The organism is Coleofasciculus sp. FACHB-1120 (assembly GCF_014698845.1).
Lineage (GTDB): Bacteria > Cyanobacteriota > Cyanobacteriia > Cyanobacteriales > FACHB-T130 > FACHB-T130.
Genome location: NZ_JACJTV010000003.1, coordinates 385766 through 402212, shown reverse-complemented (window position 1 = coordinate 402212; position 16447 = coordinate 385766). Strand labels below are relative to the sequence as shown.

The 16447-nt window shown below is 47.5% G+C and carries 15 protein-coding genes and 1 pseudogene; 4 read left to right on the top strand and 12 right to left on the bottom strand.

Annotation, left to right across the window (positions count from 1 at the left end; translation table 11 throughout):
• Positions 1–319: 319 nt before the first annotated feature.
• A complete protein-coding gene (locus H6H02_RS05590) occupies positions 320–796 on the bottom strand; it encodes a DUF3592 domain-containing protein (RefSeq protein ID WP_190427354.1) in 477 nt (158 codons plus the stop codon).
• Between the two features lie 253 nt (positions 797–1049).
• Between H6H02_RS05590 and deoC the strand changes: the two genes are divergently transcribed.
• From deoC to H6H02_RS05570, 4 genes and pseudogenes are all read left to right on the top strand, one after another.
• A complete protein-coding gene (gene deoC, locus H6H02_RS05585; protein ID WP_190815417.1) occupies positions 1050–1739 on the top strand; it encodes a deoxyribose-phosphate aldolase in 690 nt (229 codons plus the stop codon).
• Positions 1740–1809: 70 nt separating this feature from the next.
• Positions 1810–2834 (top strand): annotated as a pseudogene (gene recO, locus H6H02_RS05580) (DNA repair protein RecO).
• Positions 2821–4497 carry an MFS transporter gene (locus H6H02_RS05575; protein WP_190815477.1) on the top strand — a complete coding sequence of 559 codons (1677 nt, stop codon included), beginning with the start codon at positions 2821–2823 and terminating at the stop codon, positions 4495–4497. The pseudogene recO and the gene H6H02_RS05575 overlap by 14 nt, the downstream one beginning before the upstream one ends.
• Before the next feature lie 77 nt (positions 4498–4574).
• Positions 4575–5765 (top strand): glycosyltransferase family 4 protein, encoded by a 1191-nt coding sequence (locus H6H02_RS05570; RefSeq protein ID WP_190815412.1) that lies wholly within the window; start codon positions 4575–4577, stop codon positions 5763–5765.
• Positions 5766–5972: 207 nt separating this feature from the next.
• Here the strand turns inward: H6H02_RS05570 and H6H02_RS05565 are convergent, their stop codons facing one another.
• From H6H02_RS05565 to truA, 11 genes are all read right to left on the bottom strand, one after another.
• Positions 5973–6818, bottom strand: a complete 846-nt coding sequence (locus H6H02_RS05565; protein ID WP_190815410.1) for a peptidase — start codon at positions 6816–6818, stop codon at positions 5973–5975.
• Between the two features lie 119 nt (positions 6819–6937).
• Complete coding sequence (secG, locus tag H6H02_RS05560; protein ID WP_190815408.1) at positions 6938–7171, bottom strand: preprotein translocase subunit SecG; 234 nt, start codon at positions 7169–7171, stop codon at positions 6938–6940.
• Between the two features lie 111 nt (positions 7172–7282).
• Positions 7283–8881, bottom strand: a complete 1599-nt coding sequence (gene gpmI, locus H6H02_RS05555) for a 2,3-bisphosphoglycerate-independent phosphoglycerate mutase (RefSeq protein WP_190815406.1) — start codon at positions 8879–8881, stop codon at positions 7283–7285.
• Between the two features lie 1007 nt (positions 8882–9888).
• A complete protein-coding gene (locus H6H02_RS05550) occupies positions 9889–11583 on the bottom strand; it encodes an ABC-F family ATP-binding cassette domain-containing protein (protein WP_190815405.1) in 1695 nt (564 codons plus the stop codon).
• Between the two features lie 74 nt (positions 11584–11657).
• Entirely contained in the window at positions 11658–11861 is a 204-nt protein-coding gene (locus H6H02_RS05545) for a hypothetical protein (RefSeq protein ID WP_190815403.1), read from the bottom strand.
• A gap of 123 nt (positions 11862–11984) precedes the next feature.
• The gene (locus H6H02_RS05540) at positions 11985–12485 is read right to left on the bottom strand and encodes a hypothetical protein (protein WP_190815401.1); all 501 of its coding nucleotides are present in this window, start codon (positions 12483–12485) and stop codon (positions 11985–11987) included.
• Between the two features lie 567 nt (positions 12486–13052).
• Entirely contained in the window at positions 13053–14165 is a 1113-nt protein-coding gene (gene prfA, locus H6H02_RS05535) for a peptide chain release factor 1 (protein WP_190815399.1), read from the bottom strand.
• A gap of 93 nt (positions 14166–14258) precedes the next feature.
• The gene (gene rpmE / locus H6H02_RS05530; protein WP_190815397.1) at positions 14259–14513 is read right to left on the bottom strand and encodes a 50S ribosomal protein L31; all 255 of its coding nucleotides are present in this window, start codon (positions 14511–14513) and stop codon (positions 14259–14261) included.
• 113 nt (positions 14514–14626) lie between these two features.
• On the bottom strand, positions 14627–15040 hold the full coding sequence (gene rpsI / locus H6H02_RS05525) for a 30S ribosomal protein S9 (protein ID WP_190815395.1): 414 nt from the start codon (positions 15038–15040) through the stop codon (positions 14627–14629).
• Positions 15040–15495, bottom strand: a complete 456-nt coding sequence (rplM, locus tag H6H02_RS05520; protein ID WP_190411874.1) for a 50S ribosomal protein L13 — start codon at positions 15493–15495, stop codon at positions 15040–15042. Before rplM ends, rpsI begins: the two co-directional genes overlap by 1 nt.
• 100 nt (positions 15496–15595) lie before the next feature.
• Entirely contained in the window at positions 15596–16447 is an 852-nt protein-coding gene (truA, locus tag H6H02_RS05515) for a tRNA pseudouridine(38-40) synthase TruA (protein ID WP_190815393.1), read from the bottom strand.

Below are 16447 nucleotides of genomic sequence, written 5' to 3'. Positions count from 1 at the left end.
TGTTTGACAATGAATATGATTTAGCCCTGGCTGTGATGGAGGGCATGGAATCACGAAGTGAACAAGGTGGGTATACGATGGAGCGTTTTAGGTTTAAATCATCCTAGCTACTTAGCGTCCATTAAGATAAAGAGCGATCGCTTCCCTATGCCTACCTGCATCAAACTGAAGCTAGAGTAGGTTACACAAAGCGATCGCTCTAAAAATTCACTTTAAACTTACCTGCCCGATTATCAAGATAAAGCTCCGAACTTCTTTCAAATAAGCTAAAAATCACTGGATATATTCTTTGTACACAACTTGTACCCAAAGGTTATTTCTAGCTTATCAAAGATTCTTCATCAGCAAAATCCCCTGTAGTTTTAGATTTCTTGAAGGGTAAAGCGTGAACAAGCATACTTAAACCTATTACGGCAAAAAGACCTCCCATTCCCAATAAAAATATCGCCGCAAACCAAAGTGACCAAAAAGAGTTTATCTCTGCTTCGCTCGGATTATTAGGGCTATAAATAATCGGCACGGATTGCCCAATTTCATATCCGGGTGGATTACTCCCCATATTAGATTCAACCTTTATCGTTTCTCCATTGGGGGTTTGAAATTGGAATACAGGGAAATAAGCCCGCGATTTTCTAGATACTTGAAGTTTTAAATTAATGATTGTACCTGTAGTAGAGGATGAGCTTTTAATAAAATCTTGCTTTTGATGGTAATTTACAAAACTGCCAAGTACCATACCCGCTCCAACTACAAAAAATATACCCCCCAGTCCCATTAACCCTGGCTTATCAGACATTTTTAACTTGTTTTCCTTTCTCTAAATATTTTTAACCTAAGTTGGCGACGGCTTAACTATCCAATTGCTCTCACCATTTTTGGGTCGGTAGTGTCAACCTCCCATCAGGTAAGGGAAGAACACCTGTCTGTCTGGATCGCCTGTCCGATTAAAGCTACAGGCTATCCGGTAATGATTCCGCGATCTTTTGTTTAATTTTGCTTAAATATCTGATAAAAGTTAACAATAGGTAAGGTGAGCGAGAGGAGAAGCAATGGCTGTTACTCAGCCAAATATTGATATTGCTCCATTTATCGATCATGCGCTGCTAAATCCAACGGCAACCCCAGAGCAGGTTAAGCAGTGGTGTGAAGAGGCTGACAGGTTTCAGTTCGCGGCAGTGTGCGTCTATCCGGCATACGTGCGGCAAGCGACTGAGCTTCTCAAAGGCAAGCAGCCGAAAGTTTGTACAGTGATCGGTTTTCCCTCTGGAGCGACAACATCGGCGGTTAAGCTCTACGAAGCCCAAGAAGCCGTGGAAAATGGGGCGGTGGAATTGGATGTTGTTATCAACCAGGGTTGGTTGAAAATTGGGAAGACTGAGGATGTCCACCGAGAAATTGCAGAAATTTGTGAAACGGGTCAAACCGTCAAGGCAATTTTGGAAACCACCCGCCTGACAGATGCAGAGAAACGACTGGCAGCGGAAATATGTATGGATGCAGGAGTAGCATTTTTAAAAACCAGCACTGGTTTCTTTGGAGGTGCCACAGTAGCGGATATCCAACTTTTGAAAGAAGTAGCACGGGAACAGGTAGGTATTAAAGCATCGGGGGGAATCCGTACCCCTGAGCAAGCCTTGGAGTTAATCATGGCAGGAGCGACGCGGCTAGGCACGTCATACGGTCCCGATCTGCTTCGTGAGCGCGATACGCTGGAGAAGGAGGGAAAGGGGAATTGGTAATGGGTAATCGGGAATGAGTCACTAACTCTTGACCAATTACCCATCACCTCTTGACCAATAACCCCACGTCATGAGCCGAACTTACAAAGTAACCGGAATCAATCTAAAGAGTATGGCGCTGGGCGAGTCTGACCGGCTGCTAACGATTTTGACGCCTGAATTTGGTTTGATTCGGGCTGTGGCTCCGGGGGCACGCAAGCACCACTCAAAGCTAGGCGGCAGGAGTGCTTTGTTTGTAGTGAATGAGCTACTGATTGCCAAAGGGCGATCGCTCGATAAAATTACTCAGGCAGAGACGCTAGAGTCCTACCCTGGCTTAAGTCAGGATCTTCAAAAACTGACAGCCAGCCAATACTTAGCGGAAGTAGTTCTTTGTCAAGCGTTGAGCGACCAGCCGCAAATGGAATTGTATGAGTTGCTTAACGAACATCTGCATCGATTAGAGCGGTTGCCTGCCAACAGCGCGGCTCTGGTTTTAGCTCACTTAGCCCACGGCGTGTTTCACCTGATGGCTTTGGCTGGTGTTGCGCCGCAGGTTCAACATTGTTGTGTCTCGCGGCATCCCCTGATGCCGGAATTTACCGATCCAGACTGGCGGGTTGGGTTTAGTACTGCTGCCGGTGGCACAGTGAGCTTACCAGCATTAGAACGCTTGCAAGCCGAAGCGCGATCGCGCACGTCTGGTATTACAGCAAAAGGCATGGCAGTACACGGGAAAGTCTCGCCTACAGCCATACGCTTTTCACCGCCAGGTCAAGGCACAATGCCAGAGGAACTCAGTGGGAACTACCAAACAGTTGTTCATCCACAAACGCCCGTGATGCTGAACACCAAACTGAACGCCGTTGAGCTAGCGCTGCTACAGCAGTTAGCTGAGCCAGAGCTACCCCAGAACGGAAAAAGTAATGAAGAATTAACTCATCCGACCTCCCTCATCTCTCATCCTTCCGAAGACGCCGCTTGGGTTTCAGTAGAGCAACTCTTACGTCAGTACGTCCAGTATCACTTTGGTCGGTCAATTCGCTCTGCTGCTTTGATGGATGCTTGTTTCTCGTCCCAGCTGAATTTATCCTGAACCATGATGCAACGGTATGATTCCGATCTACAAGCTCGAATGTCCCTAAGTCAGTCTAGACAGAAGATTGAGGATGGCGAACGGTGGACGGAGGAAGGGAAATTTCCTCGTTCTTCCGGATTCAGCATTCCCGCTTCCGAGCGCCCCCGCCCTGCTTTTACTGGATCGTCAACACCTACCACATTACGCCCCTTGTCTGACGAGCGCTTAACACCCCATGAAACCACTGAATGGGAAGAGGTTCGCCCGGCGATTTCTTTTCCCCACTCCCCGGTGGACGATGCTGTAACCCCAGAGATAGATACAGAAACAGAAACGGACGACCCTTCTGATGGAGGATTGAACCACAGCACCTCGGCGTCCAATCTGGTTGTCGATGAGGAAGTAGAGGAGGAAGCACAAGGGTTTTTGCCGGTTTTAAAAAACCGTAACTTCCTGGCTCTGTGGGGGGGTCAAGTTTTCTCGCAGATAGCCGATAAGGTTTATCTGGTGCTGGTAATTGCATTGATTGCTACTCACTTTCAAGCACCAGATCAGACGATCAGCGTGTGGGTATCGGCGATCATGATGGCCTTTACGATTCCCGCCATACTATTTGGTTCCGTTGCGGGTGTGTTTGTAGATCGGTGGCCCAAGAAGGCAGTGCTAGTGGCAACGAACCTGCTGCGGGGGGCACTGGTTTTGGCGGTACCGCCGCTGCTGTGGATCTCGCATGGCTGGTCAACTCTGGGAGGGTTGCCGGTGGGATTCTGCATTCTGCTGGGATTAACATTCCTGATTTCTACGCTGACGCAGTTTTTTGCCCCCGCTGAGCAGTCAGTGATTCCGCTGGTTGTGGGACGGCATCATTTGCTTTCGGCGAATTCGCTGTACACGATGACAATGATGGCTTCGGTAATCGTGGGATTTGCCGTGGGAGAGCCGTTACTGGGAATTGCAGATACCCTAGCAGGACGCTTGGGTGTGGGAGCGGACATTGGTAAAGAATTGGTGGTGGGAGGCAGTTATGCGATCGCAGGATTGCTGTTGCTGATCCTCCGCACGGGTGAAAAAACTAACACCCCCGAACACGAATCACCCCATGTTTGGGAAGATCTGCGTGACGGACTGCGTTACCTCAAAGAACAAAAGCGCGTCCGCAATGCCCTAATCCAACTGGTAATTTTATTTTCAGTTTTTGCGGCGCTGTCGGTTCTAGCTGTGCGGATGGCAGAAGTTATTCCTGGCTTGAAATCCTCTCAGTTCGGCTTTTTACTCGCGGCTGGTGGGGTTGGCATGGTGGGAGGGGCGACGGTTCTGGGACACTTTGGGCAGCGGTTCTCCCATAATCGGCTCAGCCTCTATGGTTCTATCGGAACGGCAGCCTCTTTGGTTGGTCTGGGATTGTTTACGAAGCAGCTATTGCTGGCATTCCTGTTGACCACGCTTTTAGGCTTTTTTGGGTCGTTGGTGGCTATCCCGATGCAGACAACCATCCAAGCCGAAACCCCCGACCAAATGCGAGGGAAAGTCTTTGGGTTACAAAACAACGTCATTAATATTGCTCTAAGCCTGCCTTTAGCCTTAGCAGGCGTTGCAGAGACGATTTTGGGGTTACAGGCAGTATTTCTCGGTTTAGCTGCGATCGCGATCGCAGGAGGACTCTTAACCTGGTATATTTCCGGTACAGGAAAAGAAAAGTGATGAGTTTTGAATAACGAGTTTTGAATGATTAACTCAAAACTCAAAACTCAAAGCTAAAAACTCAAAACTCTTAGAAAATGCATATAGCCTGGCTTGGAAAAAAATCACCCTTTTGCGGCAATGTCACCTACAGTCGAGAAATTACCAATGCGTTGTTAGCCCAGGGCCATCGAGTTAGCTTCCTCCACTTTGCCCAAGACGAAGAATCTGACCTCCAGGCTTGGCCTGGATGTGAGGAAGTGTCTCTACCGTTCCTGTACAAGTCCCAGGTTTATACAATTCCTACTCTGAGATCGAGAAAGGTTCTGACTCAGTCGCTCGATGAGCTAAAGCCAGACCTAGTACACGCTTCGCTCACTCTGTCACCTCTGGACTTTCTGCTGCCGGAAATCTGCGAAGAACTGAATTTACCCCTGGTTGCTACCTTCCATACCCCGTTTGATGGGAAGCGACGCAATCTCAAATCAGGGACGCAACTCCTGACTTATCAGCTGTATGCGTCTTGTCTAGTAGACTACGACCGAACGATTATCTTTTCTCAAGTTCAGCGGGATTTACTAGCACGGCTGGGAGTCGCTGCGTCAAAGGTAGCTGTGATTCCCAATGGCGTTGATGTCCAGAAGTATTGTCCAGGGCCTTCTAACATCAAATCTGAAGTAAACGCTAAGCGCCTGTTTGTCTACCAGGGTCGAATTGCCACCGAAAAAAATGTGGAAGCAATGCTCCGCGCCTGGAAAGAGTCAGAAATGGGGCCAGAGTGTAAGTTATTGATTGTTGGTGATGGACCGTTGAAACCGTCTTTAGAGCCGTTTTATGACTCAGAATACGGCATCATTTGGTGGGGAACCGAACCGGATGAGCAACGGCGAATCGAAATTTTGCGGGGAGCCGATGTATTTATTTTGCCTTCTCTGGTAGAAGGGCTTTCACTCTCCTTACTAGAAGCAATGGCTTGTGGCGTTGCCTGTGTAGCCACTGATGCCGGTGCTGATGGCGAAGTTTTGGAGGGAACGCCGTTGGAGGGAGACGCTGGGATAATTCTCAGAACTCAAGGGGTCGCTGGGCAGTTGCGAACCCTACTGCCGTTGTTACGAGGCAACCCGGAGTTTACAAAGCGACTAGGACAAAAAGCGATCGCTAGGGTTGTAGAGCGATACACCCTCAGCCGCAACATCGACCAATTGGTAAAACTTTATACTGAGTTGCTACAGGAACGGCGCGTCCAGTTGAGCGATTGGCGTTATCCAGGTAGAACGAAAATCAGCTAGTTATCATTCTGAAGGAGCTAGTTGTCCTTCAGAAGAGATGATCGCATGTTGTTGTCTGATTCCTGATTTCCGTTCTTAATTAGAGAAACGGCTTAACTTTCTATGAAATCCAAAGCGAATTTATACGCAGTCTTCCGTTAGGCTCCCAACCAATCTAGCTAATGATTGACGGCTTACAGGTGCGCCTCTAGCCCCACCACTGCACGCCTAGATGGCAGATGAGTTATTCACCAATCCTGTACGCTTGAGGTGGCTTTGGGTAGCATTTTGCAAAGGCCATCCCACTCGTGTTGGCTGTTCGTAGATCCGCTTGAGGGTGTTGATATCTCTCAAAGAAATTGGGGGAGGATTACGCACCTGGGAAAAATATAGGGCGTCTGTTTCTAAAGGACTGTGCCCCCAGATACCCAGTGCGTGCCCGAGTTCGTGACGGGCAGCAGATTGAATATAGTCGCCGGTTTGAGTCGGACTCAGTTGAATCGTAAATCGATGGGATAGAACAGAGGGTGTGCCTGTTACTGGGTTGAGATAGAATTCATAGCGGGTTTCAGCAGAACGAGCGCGAGGCAGATGAAATTCCCCAGTGCGGCGGTTAAAGGATGGCTTAAGGGAAGGAAGCGATCGCACGATCTTGATATCAGCCATCTCTGACTGCTCGACCACCTGGAGGGGCAAATAAACGCCCCATTCCTGCACAGCATTTAACACAGCACTTGCCCACTGTTGGCTTACGGTAGAAGTTTCTGACCTCTCTACGAAGACCTTAACCGGAAACTGCGACCAAACCAGATAGCCAACAGGGGTAGGCTTTACCTGAGAGAAGTAATCACCACTGTTGCTGGTATCTTGCCATTGCAACAGTGTCGGCGGTAGGACGTGGGCTTGGGGTGTCGGGAGCGAGGTTGCAGATAGCTGGCGTGACACTTCAGATGCCCAACCATCACCCGCGTCCACTACCCGAAAATGGGCTAAAACTACCAATAAGCAAGTTGCGATCGCGATTCCCGCCGTGATGAATCGTTTTGAGTTTTGAAAAGAGTTTTGATGTCGCAAGCGTTTCTGTAGGCTTCGTCTAAGAGTTTGAAAGTTTGATGCTTTCGCCTTTTCAACTTTCCTACTTTTCTCCTTTTTCCACTCAAAACCCATCATTGATCATGCATCCCAATTGGATACTATTGCCATAACCGATCCATGCTCAAAATTACCGACAAGCCCAGAAAGATGACAGTGAATATCCAGGTTACTCGATTCAGCGCTGTTTCTGCACTTCTGGTGCTGGTAAACAATTGAGCCTGTCCGCCAATCCCCCCAATTCCATCTCCTTTAGGACTATGTAGCAGCACTAAAACAATCAGAATGGCGGAAGAAGCCGCCCATATAATTTGAAGAATGCTATATAGATTCATAGTTGGTTGTTCGGTGTCAGTTTTTAAGAATCGTGAATTGCCGAGCGTGAAGAGCTAATCGCTAATTATCCGCAAAATGCAATCAGTCATTAGCCATTAGCTCCTAGCACTTTACAGAGAAACTCGCACGGGTGTGCGATTGGCGCGGACATCAAATTCCAGAGGAACCAGCATCGAACGACCTGTCATCTCTATTGGCTGTGGCAGCTTTAAAATTTCCAGAATCGTCGGTGCAATGTCCGACAAACGTCCATCAGTTCGCAAAGTTACTTCAGTCCCATAGCCGGGAATTTTTAACCCTTCCCCTTCCACCAGGATAAATGGCACAGGGTTCGTTGTGTGAGCAGTCCAAGGGTTGCCTTCTTTATCCTGCATATATTCAGCATTCCCGTGGTCGGCAATGATGATCGCTGTGCCACCCGCCTTACTGATACTTTCTAGAAGGCGTCCCAAACATCGGTCTACGGTTTCCAGTGCTTGAATTGTTGGTTCTATCTGACCTGTATGCCCCACCATGTCTGGGTTGGCGTAGTTGATCACCATGAGGGAGTAAATGCGTTTTTCAACGGCAGCGATCGCTACATCCGTCGCCGCTGCTGCTGACATCTCCGGTGCTTGGTCATAGGTTGGAACCATTGGACTCGGTACCAGTTCCCGGTCTTCCCCTTCAAAAGGCTGTTCCCGACCCCCGTTGAAGAAATAAGTAACGTGGGCGTATTTCTCGGTTTCAGCAGTCCGAAACTGGCGCAGTCCCCGATTGGCAATGACTTCCCCCAGGATGTTACTCAGATTCTGGGGTTCAAAAGCCACCAAAACTGGCAAATTCGGTTCGTACTGAGTAAAAGTGACAAAGCTCAGCGGCTCGATGTGCTGTCGTTCAAATTTCTTAAAACCGGGAGACACCAAGGCTTGAGTAAGTTGTCTGGATCTGTCGGGTCGGAAGTTAAAGAAAATGACGCCATCTCCTGCTTCCACAGCTCCAGGAGCAATTCGGGTTGGGATGATAAATTCATCGGTGACATTTTCAGCATAGGAAGCCTGTAAAACTTCCTGCGCCGAGCGACCGTCTCCCAAGCCATCCTGGGTCATCACATCGTAGGCACGTTTCACCCGATCCCACCGCTGGTCTCGATCCATTGCGTAGTAGCGACCGCTAAGGGTGACAATGCGTCCGACCCCAATCTGGTCAATGTGGTCTTGAATTTTCTGAATTGCCTCTATCCCCTCATGGGGATAGGTATCGCGCCCATCTGCGATCGCGTGGATACAAACTGAGGGAATCTCTTGCGCTTTCGCTAAATCTAGTAATCCTAAAAGATGCGCCAGATGAGAATGCACCCCACCTTCAGAACAAAGCCCAATTAGGTGAAGCTTACCACCCCGGCTCTTGACTTCCTGACAGACTTGCACCAGCGCGGGATTGCTCAGTAAACTACCGTCTTCCACGGCGTCTGAGATCCGAACTAATTCTTGCGGTACAACCCGACCAGCACCAATGTTGAGATGGCCCACTTCTGAGTTCCCCATCTGACCTTCTGGCAATCCTACAGCCTTGCCGGAGGTGTAGATGAGTGTGTGGGGATAGGCTGCCCAGAGGCTATCCATCACAGGTGTGTTAGCAGCGGCTATGGCGTTTCCATCGGTTTCTTCGCGGTACCCCCAGCCGTCTAGAATGACTAGCACCACGGGAGAGACAGGTGCTTGCGCCATACTCAATTGCCCTTTGTTTTCAGTAATTTCTCCGTCATGATATCATCGCGCTTTGTACTCGCAGTGTTATTTTTAGCAGCTTTTGCTAGCTTTTTTGTTTTTTTCCCTAGGACAGCACAGCAATTCTCTCTAGATGAGATGACTATTTTTTTACAGGTTTCGCAAGACTGTCCGAGTAGGGAGCGATCGCACGTTGAGAATAGCTGATTGCACACTTGCGATCGTCAATGGGTTTGCGAGTCACGTATCCTATACTGTGTTTAACTTATCGCGTTTACGAGGTTAGCTCTTTTCACCTATCTGAACGCAACTAGCACACAAGGGTGTCACAGACACAAGCGTTACTATCTGGCTTTTGGCTTTGCTAGGAGTTCGACGGTGGTATGTCAGAAAAACAAAACAATTTCCCCCCTCTCTACTTAGGCAACTGTTGCCTTATTTTAGCTTGCATCCCTCTAAAGGAGGGGGGTTTTCGATTTTTCAAACGCAAATCAGGCAAAGGCTTACGCCGAGTAGCGCTAAACAGGTAATTGGGAAAATATCCAATTCATGCTGTATTTATAAAAATAAATTGTGGTAACGTGACAATGTTTAAAAGGATTCTTCCAATCAAGAGGCAAAAGCTATGATAGTGCTGGGGTTCACGCTATTGTTATCTGCACTAAATGAACTTTGGCACGTCAGTAGGGTATGTTAGCAATCGCTTACCGCACCCGCCCATCAAGCACACTGAAGATTTTATTTTGCTTGATAATATTTTATGTGATTAATATTGTATACATAACAGAATATTATAAGTAGTATTGAACAAGCAATTCCTATTTTTTCATTTAGAAATCAATGAATTGGATAGTCAATTTTATAGATTTATAAACCGAAGTAGCTATATTTTCTTGAATAAAAAAATCAGAGAATTAGCTGCAAATAATCAGCTCGATTTACTAAGTTTGATATTATCTAAACAAACTGTAGGGTGGGCATTATCCACCCCACTAATTTATTTGCGCCTATTTGCGTTTGCTAGATTCCTTGGCAGCTTTCGCAGCTTTCTTGGTAGCTTTCTCAGCAGCGATCGCAGCTAATCTTGCCTCCTCTTTTTCCTCAGCAATTTTGTCCAGATAGTAATGGTAATCTCCTCGATACAGGCGGAATTCTCCATCGCGGATCTCGACAATTTTATTAGCCACTTTGGAAATAAAATATCGGTCGTGGGAGACTAAAATCACCGTACCCTCATAGTTTTGGATTGCCTCTTCCAACATTTCTTTAGCTGGAATATCCAAGTGGTTAGTAGGCTCATCCAAAATCATTAAATTAACTGGGCGCAAAAGCATTTTTGCTAATGCCAAACGAGCTTTTTCACCACCGCTGAGAGCCTCAACTTTTTTGAATACGGTGTCACCGCTAAACAAGAAGCGTCCTAGAAGTGTGCGAACTTCCTCATTTTTCCATTCAGGTACTTCATCATGGATAGTTTGCATGACAGTTCTAGAAAGATCCAACGCTTCCGCCTGATTTTGCTCAAAGTAGCCAGGAATAACATTGTGAGCCCCTAATTGAACTGAACCTTCAGTAGGTTTTTCCATGCCCATAATTAGGCGCAACAAGGTAGATTTCCCAGCACCGTTCGGGCCAAGGAAAGCAATGCGATCGCCTCGTTCCAGTAGCAGATTCGCATCTAAAAACAGAATTTTTTCGTCGTACATATGTACTAAATTATTGATTTCCACCACCTCGCGACCACTTCGGGGAGCAGCAGGAAAGCGGAAACGTAGAGTTCTTAATCCCCCAGTCGGTGCTTCAATCCGTTCGATTTTTTCTAGCTGTTTCTCGCGGCTTTTCGCTTGGGTGCTGCGGGTAGCACTGGCACGGAAACGGTCAACAAAGACTTGCTGTTTCTCTAGTTCTTTTTGCTGACGTTCGTAGGCGCTGAGTTGGGCTTCTTGGTTTTCCGCTTTTTGTTGTAAATAAGCAGAATAGTTGCCTAAGTAGGTGGTAGAAACGCCGCGCTCTGTTTCTACAATTTGGGTGCAAAGACGATCGAGAAATTCTCGGTCGTGCGATACTATCACAATTGGGGTTTTCAGCCCTTTGAGATAGGTTTCCAACCACTCAATCGTTTCTAGATCCAGGTGGTTGGTTGGTTCATCCAGCAGTAATAAATCGGGTTTTTGAAGTAAGATTTTGCCCAAACTCATCCGCATCTGCCAGCCACCGCTGAAAGCACTAACGAGGCGATCGCCATCTTCTGACGCAAACCCCATTTCTGGCAACATCTTCTCAATCCGTGCATCTAACCCGTAGCCATCCAGCGCTTCAAACTGCCGCTGTAGCCGATCCAATTTGTGGATCAGTCGGTCTAATTCCTCTGGATTAGCAGTTTCCATCTCTCTCGGCACCTTTGCCAGAGCGTGCTGTACTTCGTTGGCTTCTTTGAAAACTGTCCAAAGTTCTTCTCGCACAGTGCGCGTGGGATCTACCTCAAATTCTTGAGTCAGGTAGGCAATGTGCAAATTCGCAGGACGAATTACTTCCCCAGCAGTGGGTTCCATCTCCCCCGCAATAATTTTGAGCTGGGTTGATTTCCCAGCACCGTTAACGCCGACTAAGCCAATGCGATCGCCTGGTTTGACTTCCCAGTTGACATCCTTGAGAACTTCGCCGGTCGGGTAAATTTTACTGATATGTTCAAGTCGTAACATCAAGAGTCTCCAAGGATGCTGGGGGGATGAGCGAATTATTTGACGGATGTTAGTTGGTGTTGCCCGTAAGTCCGTCAGGCGATCGCAAGAGTCCAGTTCATCTTAACAAAATTTAATTCTAAAATAAGACCTAGCAACGATTGGGAGGCAGTTGAAGATCCAACAGCGCGATCGCCTTTCCCTAGATATACCGAGTGCAAGGCTAATTTTGTCTTATCTGAGTCCTTCTTCTCATCTATTCCTGCACGTGCTTTTGTTAGTAGCCAGTCAACGCCCATAAGAACTACTGGTATTCTTTGATGCAAGAAGATGATTAAAGATTGGGAATTTTTATGTGGCCCTACGTCCCCCTGATCACAAATTGTCTTTAATTCCGCCCCCTTACTCGCATTAGCCTCGCATTAGCGATCGCCTCTAGGAGGTGGCCCATCCCGCACTTCAATCAACTCTTCAATGGATTTCCCAATGATTCGGGCAATTGGCCCTAGCTGATTATCGTTGATTTCTTTTCCTAGAAAAATTTCTTTCAGCTCTTTCCAAGACAATCGATAAGAATCACAGAACCGGGCAAATTCTTTATCACTAATATCAAGTTCATCTTGTCTATCCTTTAATAGCAAGGCAAGCGCCGCCGATCCATATTTAGGACGTTCGGTACTTGCAATATATCTTTTCATTAAAAGATCAACTCTAGTCGTATCTCCCCCCGCTTCAGTTATCAAGTCAAAACAAGCCATTTTGAGAGCTTTGCGGAGCCTTTCATCTTCATTAAGAAAATCAACGATTCGGACTGCATATTCTGGTTTGATAAATCCAACAACTGCTCCCTTATAGTAAATTGGAGAATAGGGATCATTGGGATCGTAATTCCAATCCGAAGCTTGATTATTATTGTTTGGCATCTCGGCACCTCTGGTCAACGCTATCTATACAAGCCTTTAGAGCAAGTTTTTAATTAATTTCCACCAGTCTTTTTCACATCTGTTTTATTTAAGCCCAAAGTTAGAGAAACTTGACTTAATAGTGTTATTAATAATACATGAGTAATTATTGATATCTCTCTAATAAGAATAAAATACAAGAAAATAAGGCTTTTGAACAGTTTGATTCATCCTGCCCTCACTTTTAACCCAGATAGGGGGAAAAGTCAGCTCTTGGTTAGGCAAGGGCTATCACTATCCTGATTTTCGAGCCAGACAGCAGGGTATAACCGTTCCTTAGCTAATTTTGCCAGAATTTTAGCCTGCGGATAGTCATATAAAACGCAAAAACGCTGGTTTTGAAGCGATCGCCTTTAAGAGAAGGTGAGTTAGTTCTCCACAATGCTCTAGCAGGGCGAGTTTCTCCAATGGTGGGTAATTTACCAGAGATGATATGGAAAAAATAAAAACCCAGCCGTTTACACGTCGGCTGGGTTCGGGATGGCAAAAACGCGACTAATCGCGTTTTCCATACATTTAGCGCTCGTCTTAATTAAGCGACTCAGCGTTAGTAGTGGAAGCGGCTAATTCTGCCAAGCGTTCTTGCTGGTCTTGAGAAATACAAGCCTGAATAATATGTTCTAGGTCGCCTTGCAGAACCGGGTTTAGGCTGTAGTTCTGACCCAGCCGGTGATCCGTAACGCGGTTATCTTTGTAATTGTAAGTGCGAATTTTTTCTGAACGGGAGCCGGTACCTACCTGAGAACGCCGCATGGAAGTCACAGCTTCCTGTTGTTCGCGTAGCTTTATTTCGTAAAGCTTGGCACGGAGGATTTGCATAGCGCGTTCTTTGTTTTGCAACTGCGATCGCTCTTCCGTACAGAAAATCCGAATTCCCGTCGGTTTGTGGAACAGGTCGGCAGCGGTTTCTACCTTGTTCACGTTTTGACCGCCAGCACCGCCAGACCGAGCTGTGCTCATTTCAATATCTTTCGGGTCAATGTGTATCTCTACATCATCCACCTCTGGCATCACCGCAACTGTTGCAGTTGAGGTGTGAACCCGTCCTCCAGCTTCCGTCACTGGCACTCGTTGTACCCGATGGACGCCAGCTTCAAACTTCAGTTGGCTGTAAACGTTGTCGCCCTGGATTTCTAAGATGGCTTCTTTAAAACCACCTGACTCTGCCCGCGACTCGCTGAGTAACTTAATCTTCCAGTTTTGAGTTTGGGCGTAGTACGAGTACATTCGCACCAAATCGCCCGCCCAGATACTCGCCTCATCTCCACCTGTACCAGCGCGAATTTCCAACATGATGTTTTTGTCATCATTGGGATCACGGGGCAGAAGTAAAATCTTGAGGCGTGTTTCCAAATACTCAAGCTTGCTCTCCAGTTCTTCCACTTCCAAGGCTGCCATTTCCTGCAACTCAGGATCGCTGGCAGAGTCCTTATGTACGAGCCTTGCCCCCACCAAGTCTTGCTGAGTTGTTTTCCAGCTTTCGTAAGTGTTGACAACTTCCTCCAATGAGGAACGAACCTTTGCCACCCGTTGATACTCGTCTGGATTAGAAGCAGTATCAGGATCTGCCAGTCGGTGGGTTAACTCATTAAAGGTTTGCTCAACGGAATTTAATTTCTCCAGCAGGTATGTTTCAGCCATAGGAAATGCGATCGCTCCACAAAAACAGCAGGAAAGCTTATCATCAATAACTTCGACCCAACAGGTGAGCCGTGCTACGAGCAAGCCAACCCGCTACTTTTTGCCTTGGGAACCAGCATCATCACCTTGGGCTTGGGTAGTTTCCAACATTCCGTATTTCCGCATGAAGCGCTCTACCCGACCTTCGGTGTCAATGATTTTCTGGGTTCCGGTGTAAAAGGGGTGGTTGCCCGACCAAACATCAACGTGAAGTTCTGGCTGTGTTGAGCCAACGGTCATTACTACTTCTCCGTTGCAATAAACTTTTGCTTCTGGATACCACTCCGGATGAATTCCTTGTCTTGCCATGATTTCTCCTCGACTGGGAATGTCCCTATATAAATTCTAGCTTTCCAGTATTAGCGAGTGCGAGGCAGACCTCGCACCGACCATCGATCAACCACTCAAAAGCGATCGCTTTTTTATCGCTTCGAGTATTGCGGAGCTTTCCGGGCTTTGTGCAAGCCGTATTTCTTCCGCTCTTTCGCTCTGGGATCGCGGGTTAAATAACCCTCGCTTTTCAGCGGCTGGCGATTGTCCGGGTCGAGTTGGCACAAGGCTCTCGCCACTCCCAAACGAATCGAATCCGCTTGCCCGGTTAATCCACCACCGTGGGCTTTCACCAGAATGTCATACTCATTTTCCAGACCCAAGGTTTCCAGGGGGGCTTTTGCCGCTGACAGATAAGCCGCTTGGTAATTGAAGTAATTGTCGCCCGGTCGGTCATTGACAACCATCTGGCCGCTTCCGGGAACCAGGCGAACCCTGGCTACGGAAGATTTGCGGCGACCTGTTCCCCAATATACGACTCGATCGCTCTGTTCTACTGCTTGCATTAATTTTCTCCTCCTGGAATTGTTTGAATTTTGAGTTCCTGGGGCTGTTGAGATTCATGGGGATGGGATGGCCCTGGATAAACTTTCAGTTTGGTGAACAGTTGTTTCCCCAGAGAACTCTTAGGCAGCATCCCGCGCACGGCGTGTTCGATAATCCGCTCTGGGATACGACCTTGTAGCTTAGCAAAGGTTTCTGTCTTCATTCCGCCCGGACGCCCCGAATGTTTCCGATAGAGCTTTTGAGTGCGTTTTTTGCCCGTTACGACTACTTTTTCGGCATTGACGACAATCACAAAATCGCCGGTATCCAAATGAGGAGTGAAGGTTGGCTTGTTTTTGCCTCTTAGAATCATGGCAATTTCACTTGCCAAACGACCCAGACGCTGCTCTGCGGCATCGACAACGTACCAATTGCGTTCGATGGAATCTTGGGATGGGATGGGGGTTTTGTTCATGGTTCTTTTTATACGCTTCAAGAGGTGAGTCAAAAGTTGCTAAGTGGGAGATTTGAATGTTGAAGAATTTTTAAACTTCAACCTTCTCACCTTCAACTTTTCAACTTAGGCAATATTCGGCTGCGGTGACAGTCGGTAAGACCAACTTAGGCTGGGTGTCAAACCAGACTTCCGGGGGAAAGGGAAACTCAGGGTAGCCAACTCGCAACAGGCACAAACCTTTAGCGGGTGCAGAGTACTTCACTTCGTGACGGCGCTGGTTTACCCACAACTCGGTAAAGCTTTCTGGCGAAAGCTCTCCTTTTCCTACCTGCACCAGTAATCCCACCAGCAGCCGCACCATGCCATACAAAAATCCGTTGGCTTGAATCTCAATATGAATAAATGAGCCGTTTCGGTAGCACTCTGCCGCCTGCACGTCTACCCAGGAATGCGATCGCGCTGAATTCGCCCTGTGAAAAGCAGCTAGGTGGTGGCTACCTATCAAAGGGGTTAAAGCTGCCTGGATGAGAGATTCATCTAACGGTGCATAATAATAATGCCAACTAAAAGGCTGCACAAACAAGTTTGGCTTGGGATCTGTATAGATCGTGTATCGATACCGACGCCAGCTCGCAGAAAACCGAGCATGCCAGTTTGAACCCACAGCAGCTGAGGCTCGAATCAAAATATCATCGGGCAGATGAGAATTAAGAATCGCAGCCCACTTTTCAGCGGGAATCGGGCCTGTCACCTCAAAGTGTGCCACTTGGGCTGCTGCATGGACACCGCTATCAGTGCGCCCTGCACCATGTAGAGTAACAGCTCGCTCCTGCACCTTGGACAGGACGGTTTCAATCTCTTCCTGCACAGTGCGACCATTGGGTTGCCGCTGCCAGCCATGAAAATGAGTGCCCAGGTATTGGATTACCAGGGCAACTCGCTGGGTCGATAATGGCATGGCTTGTAACAT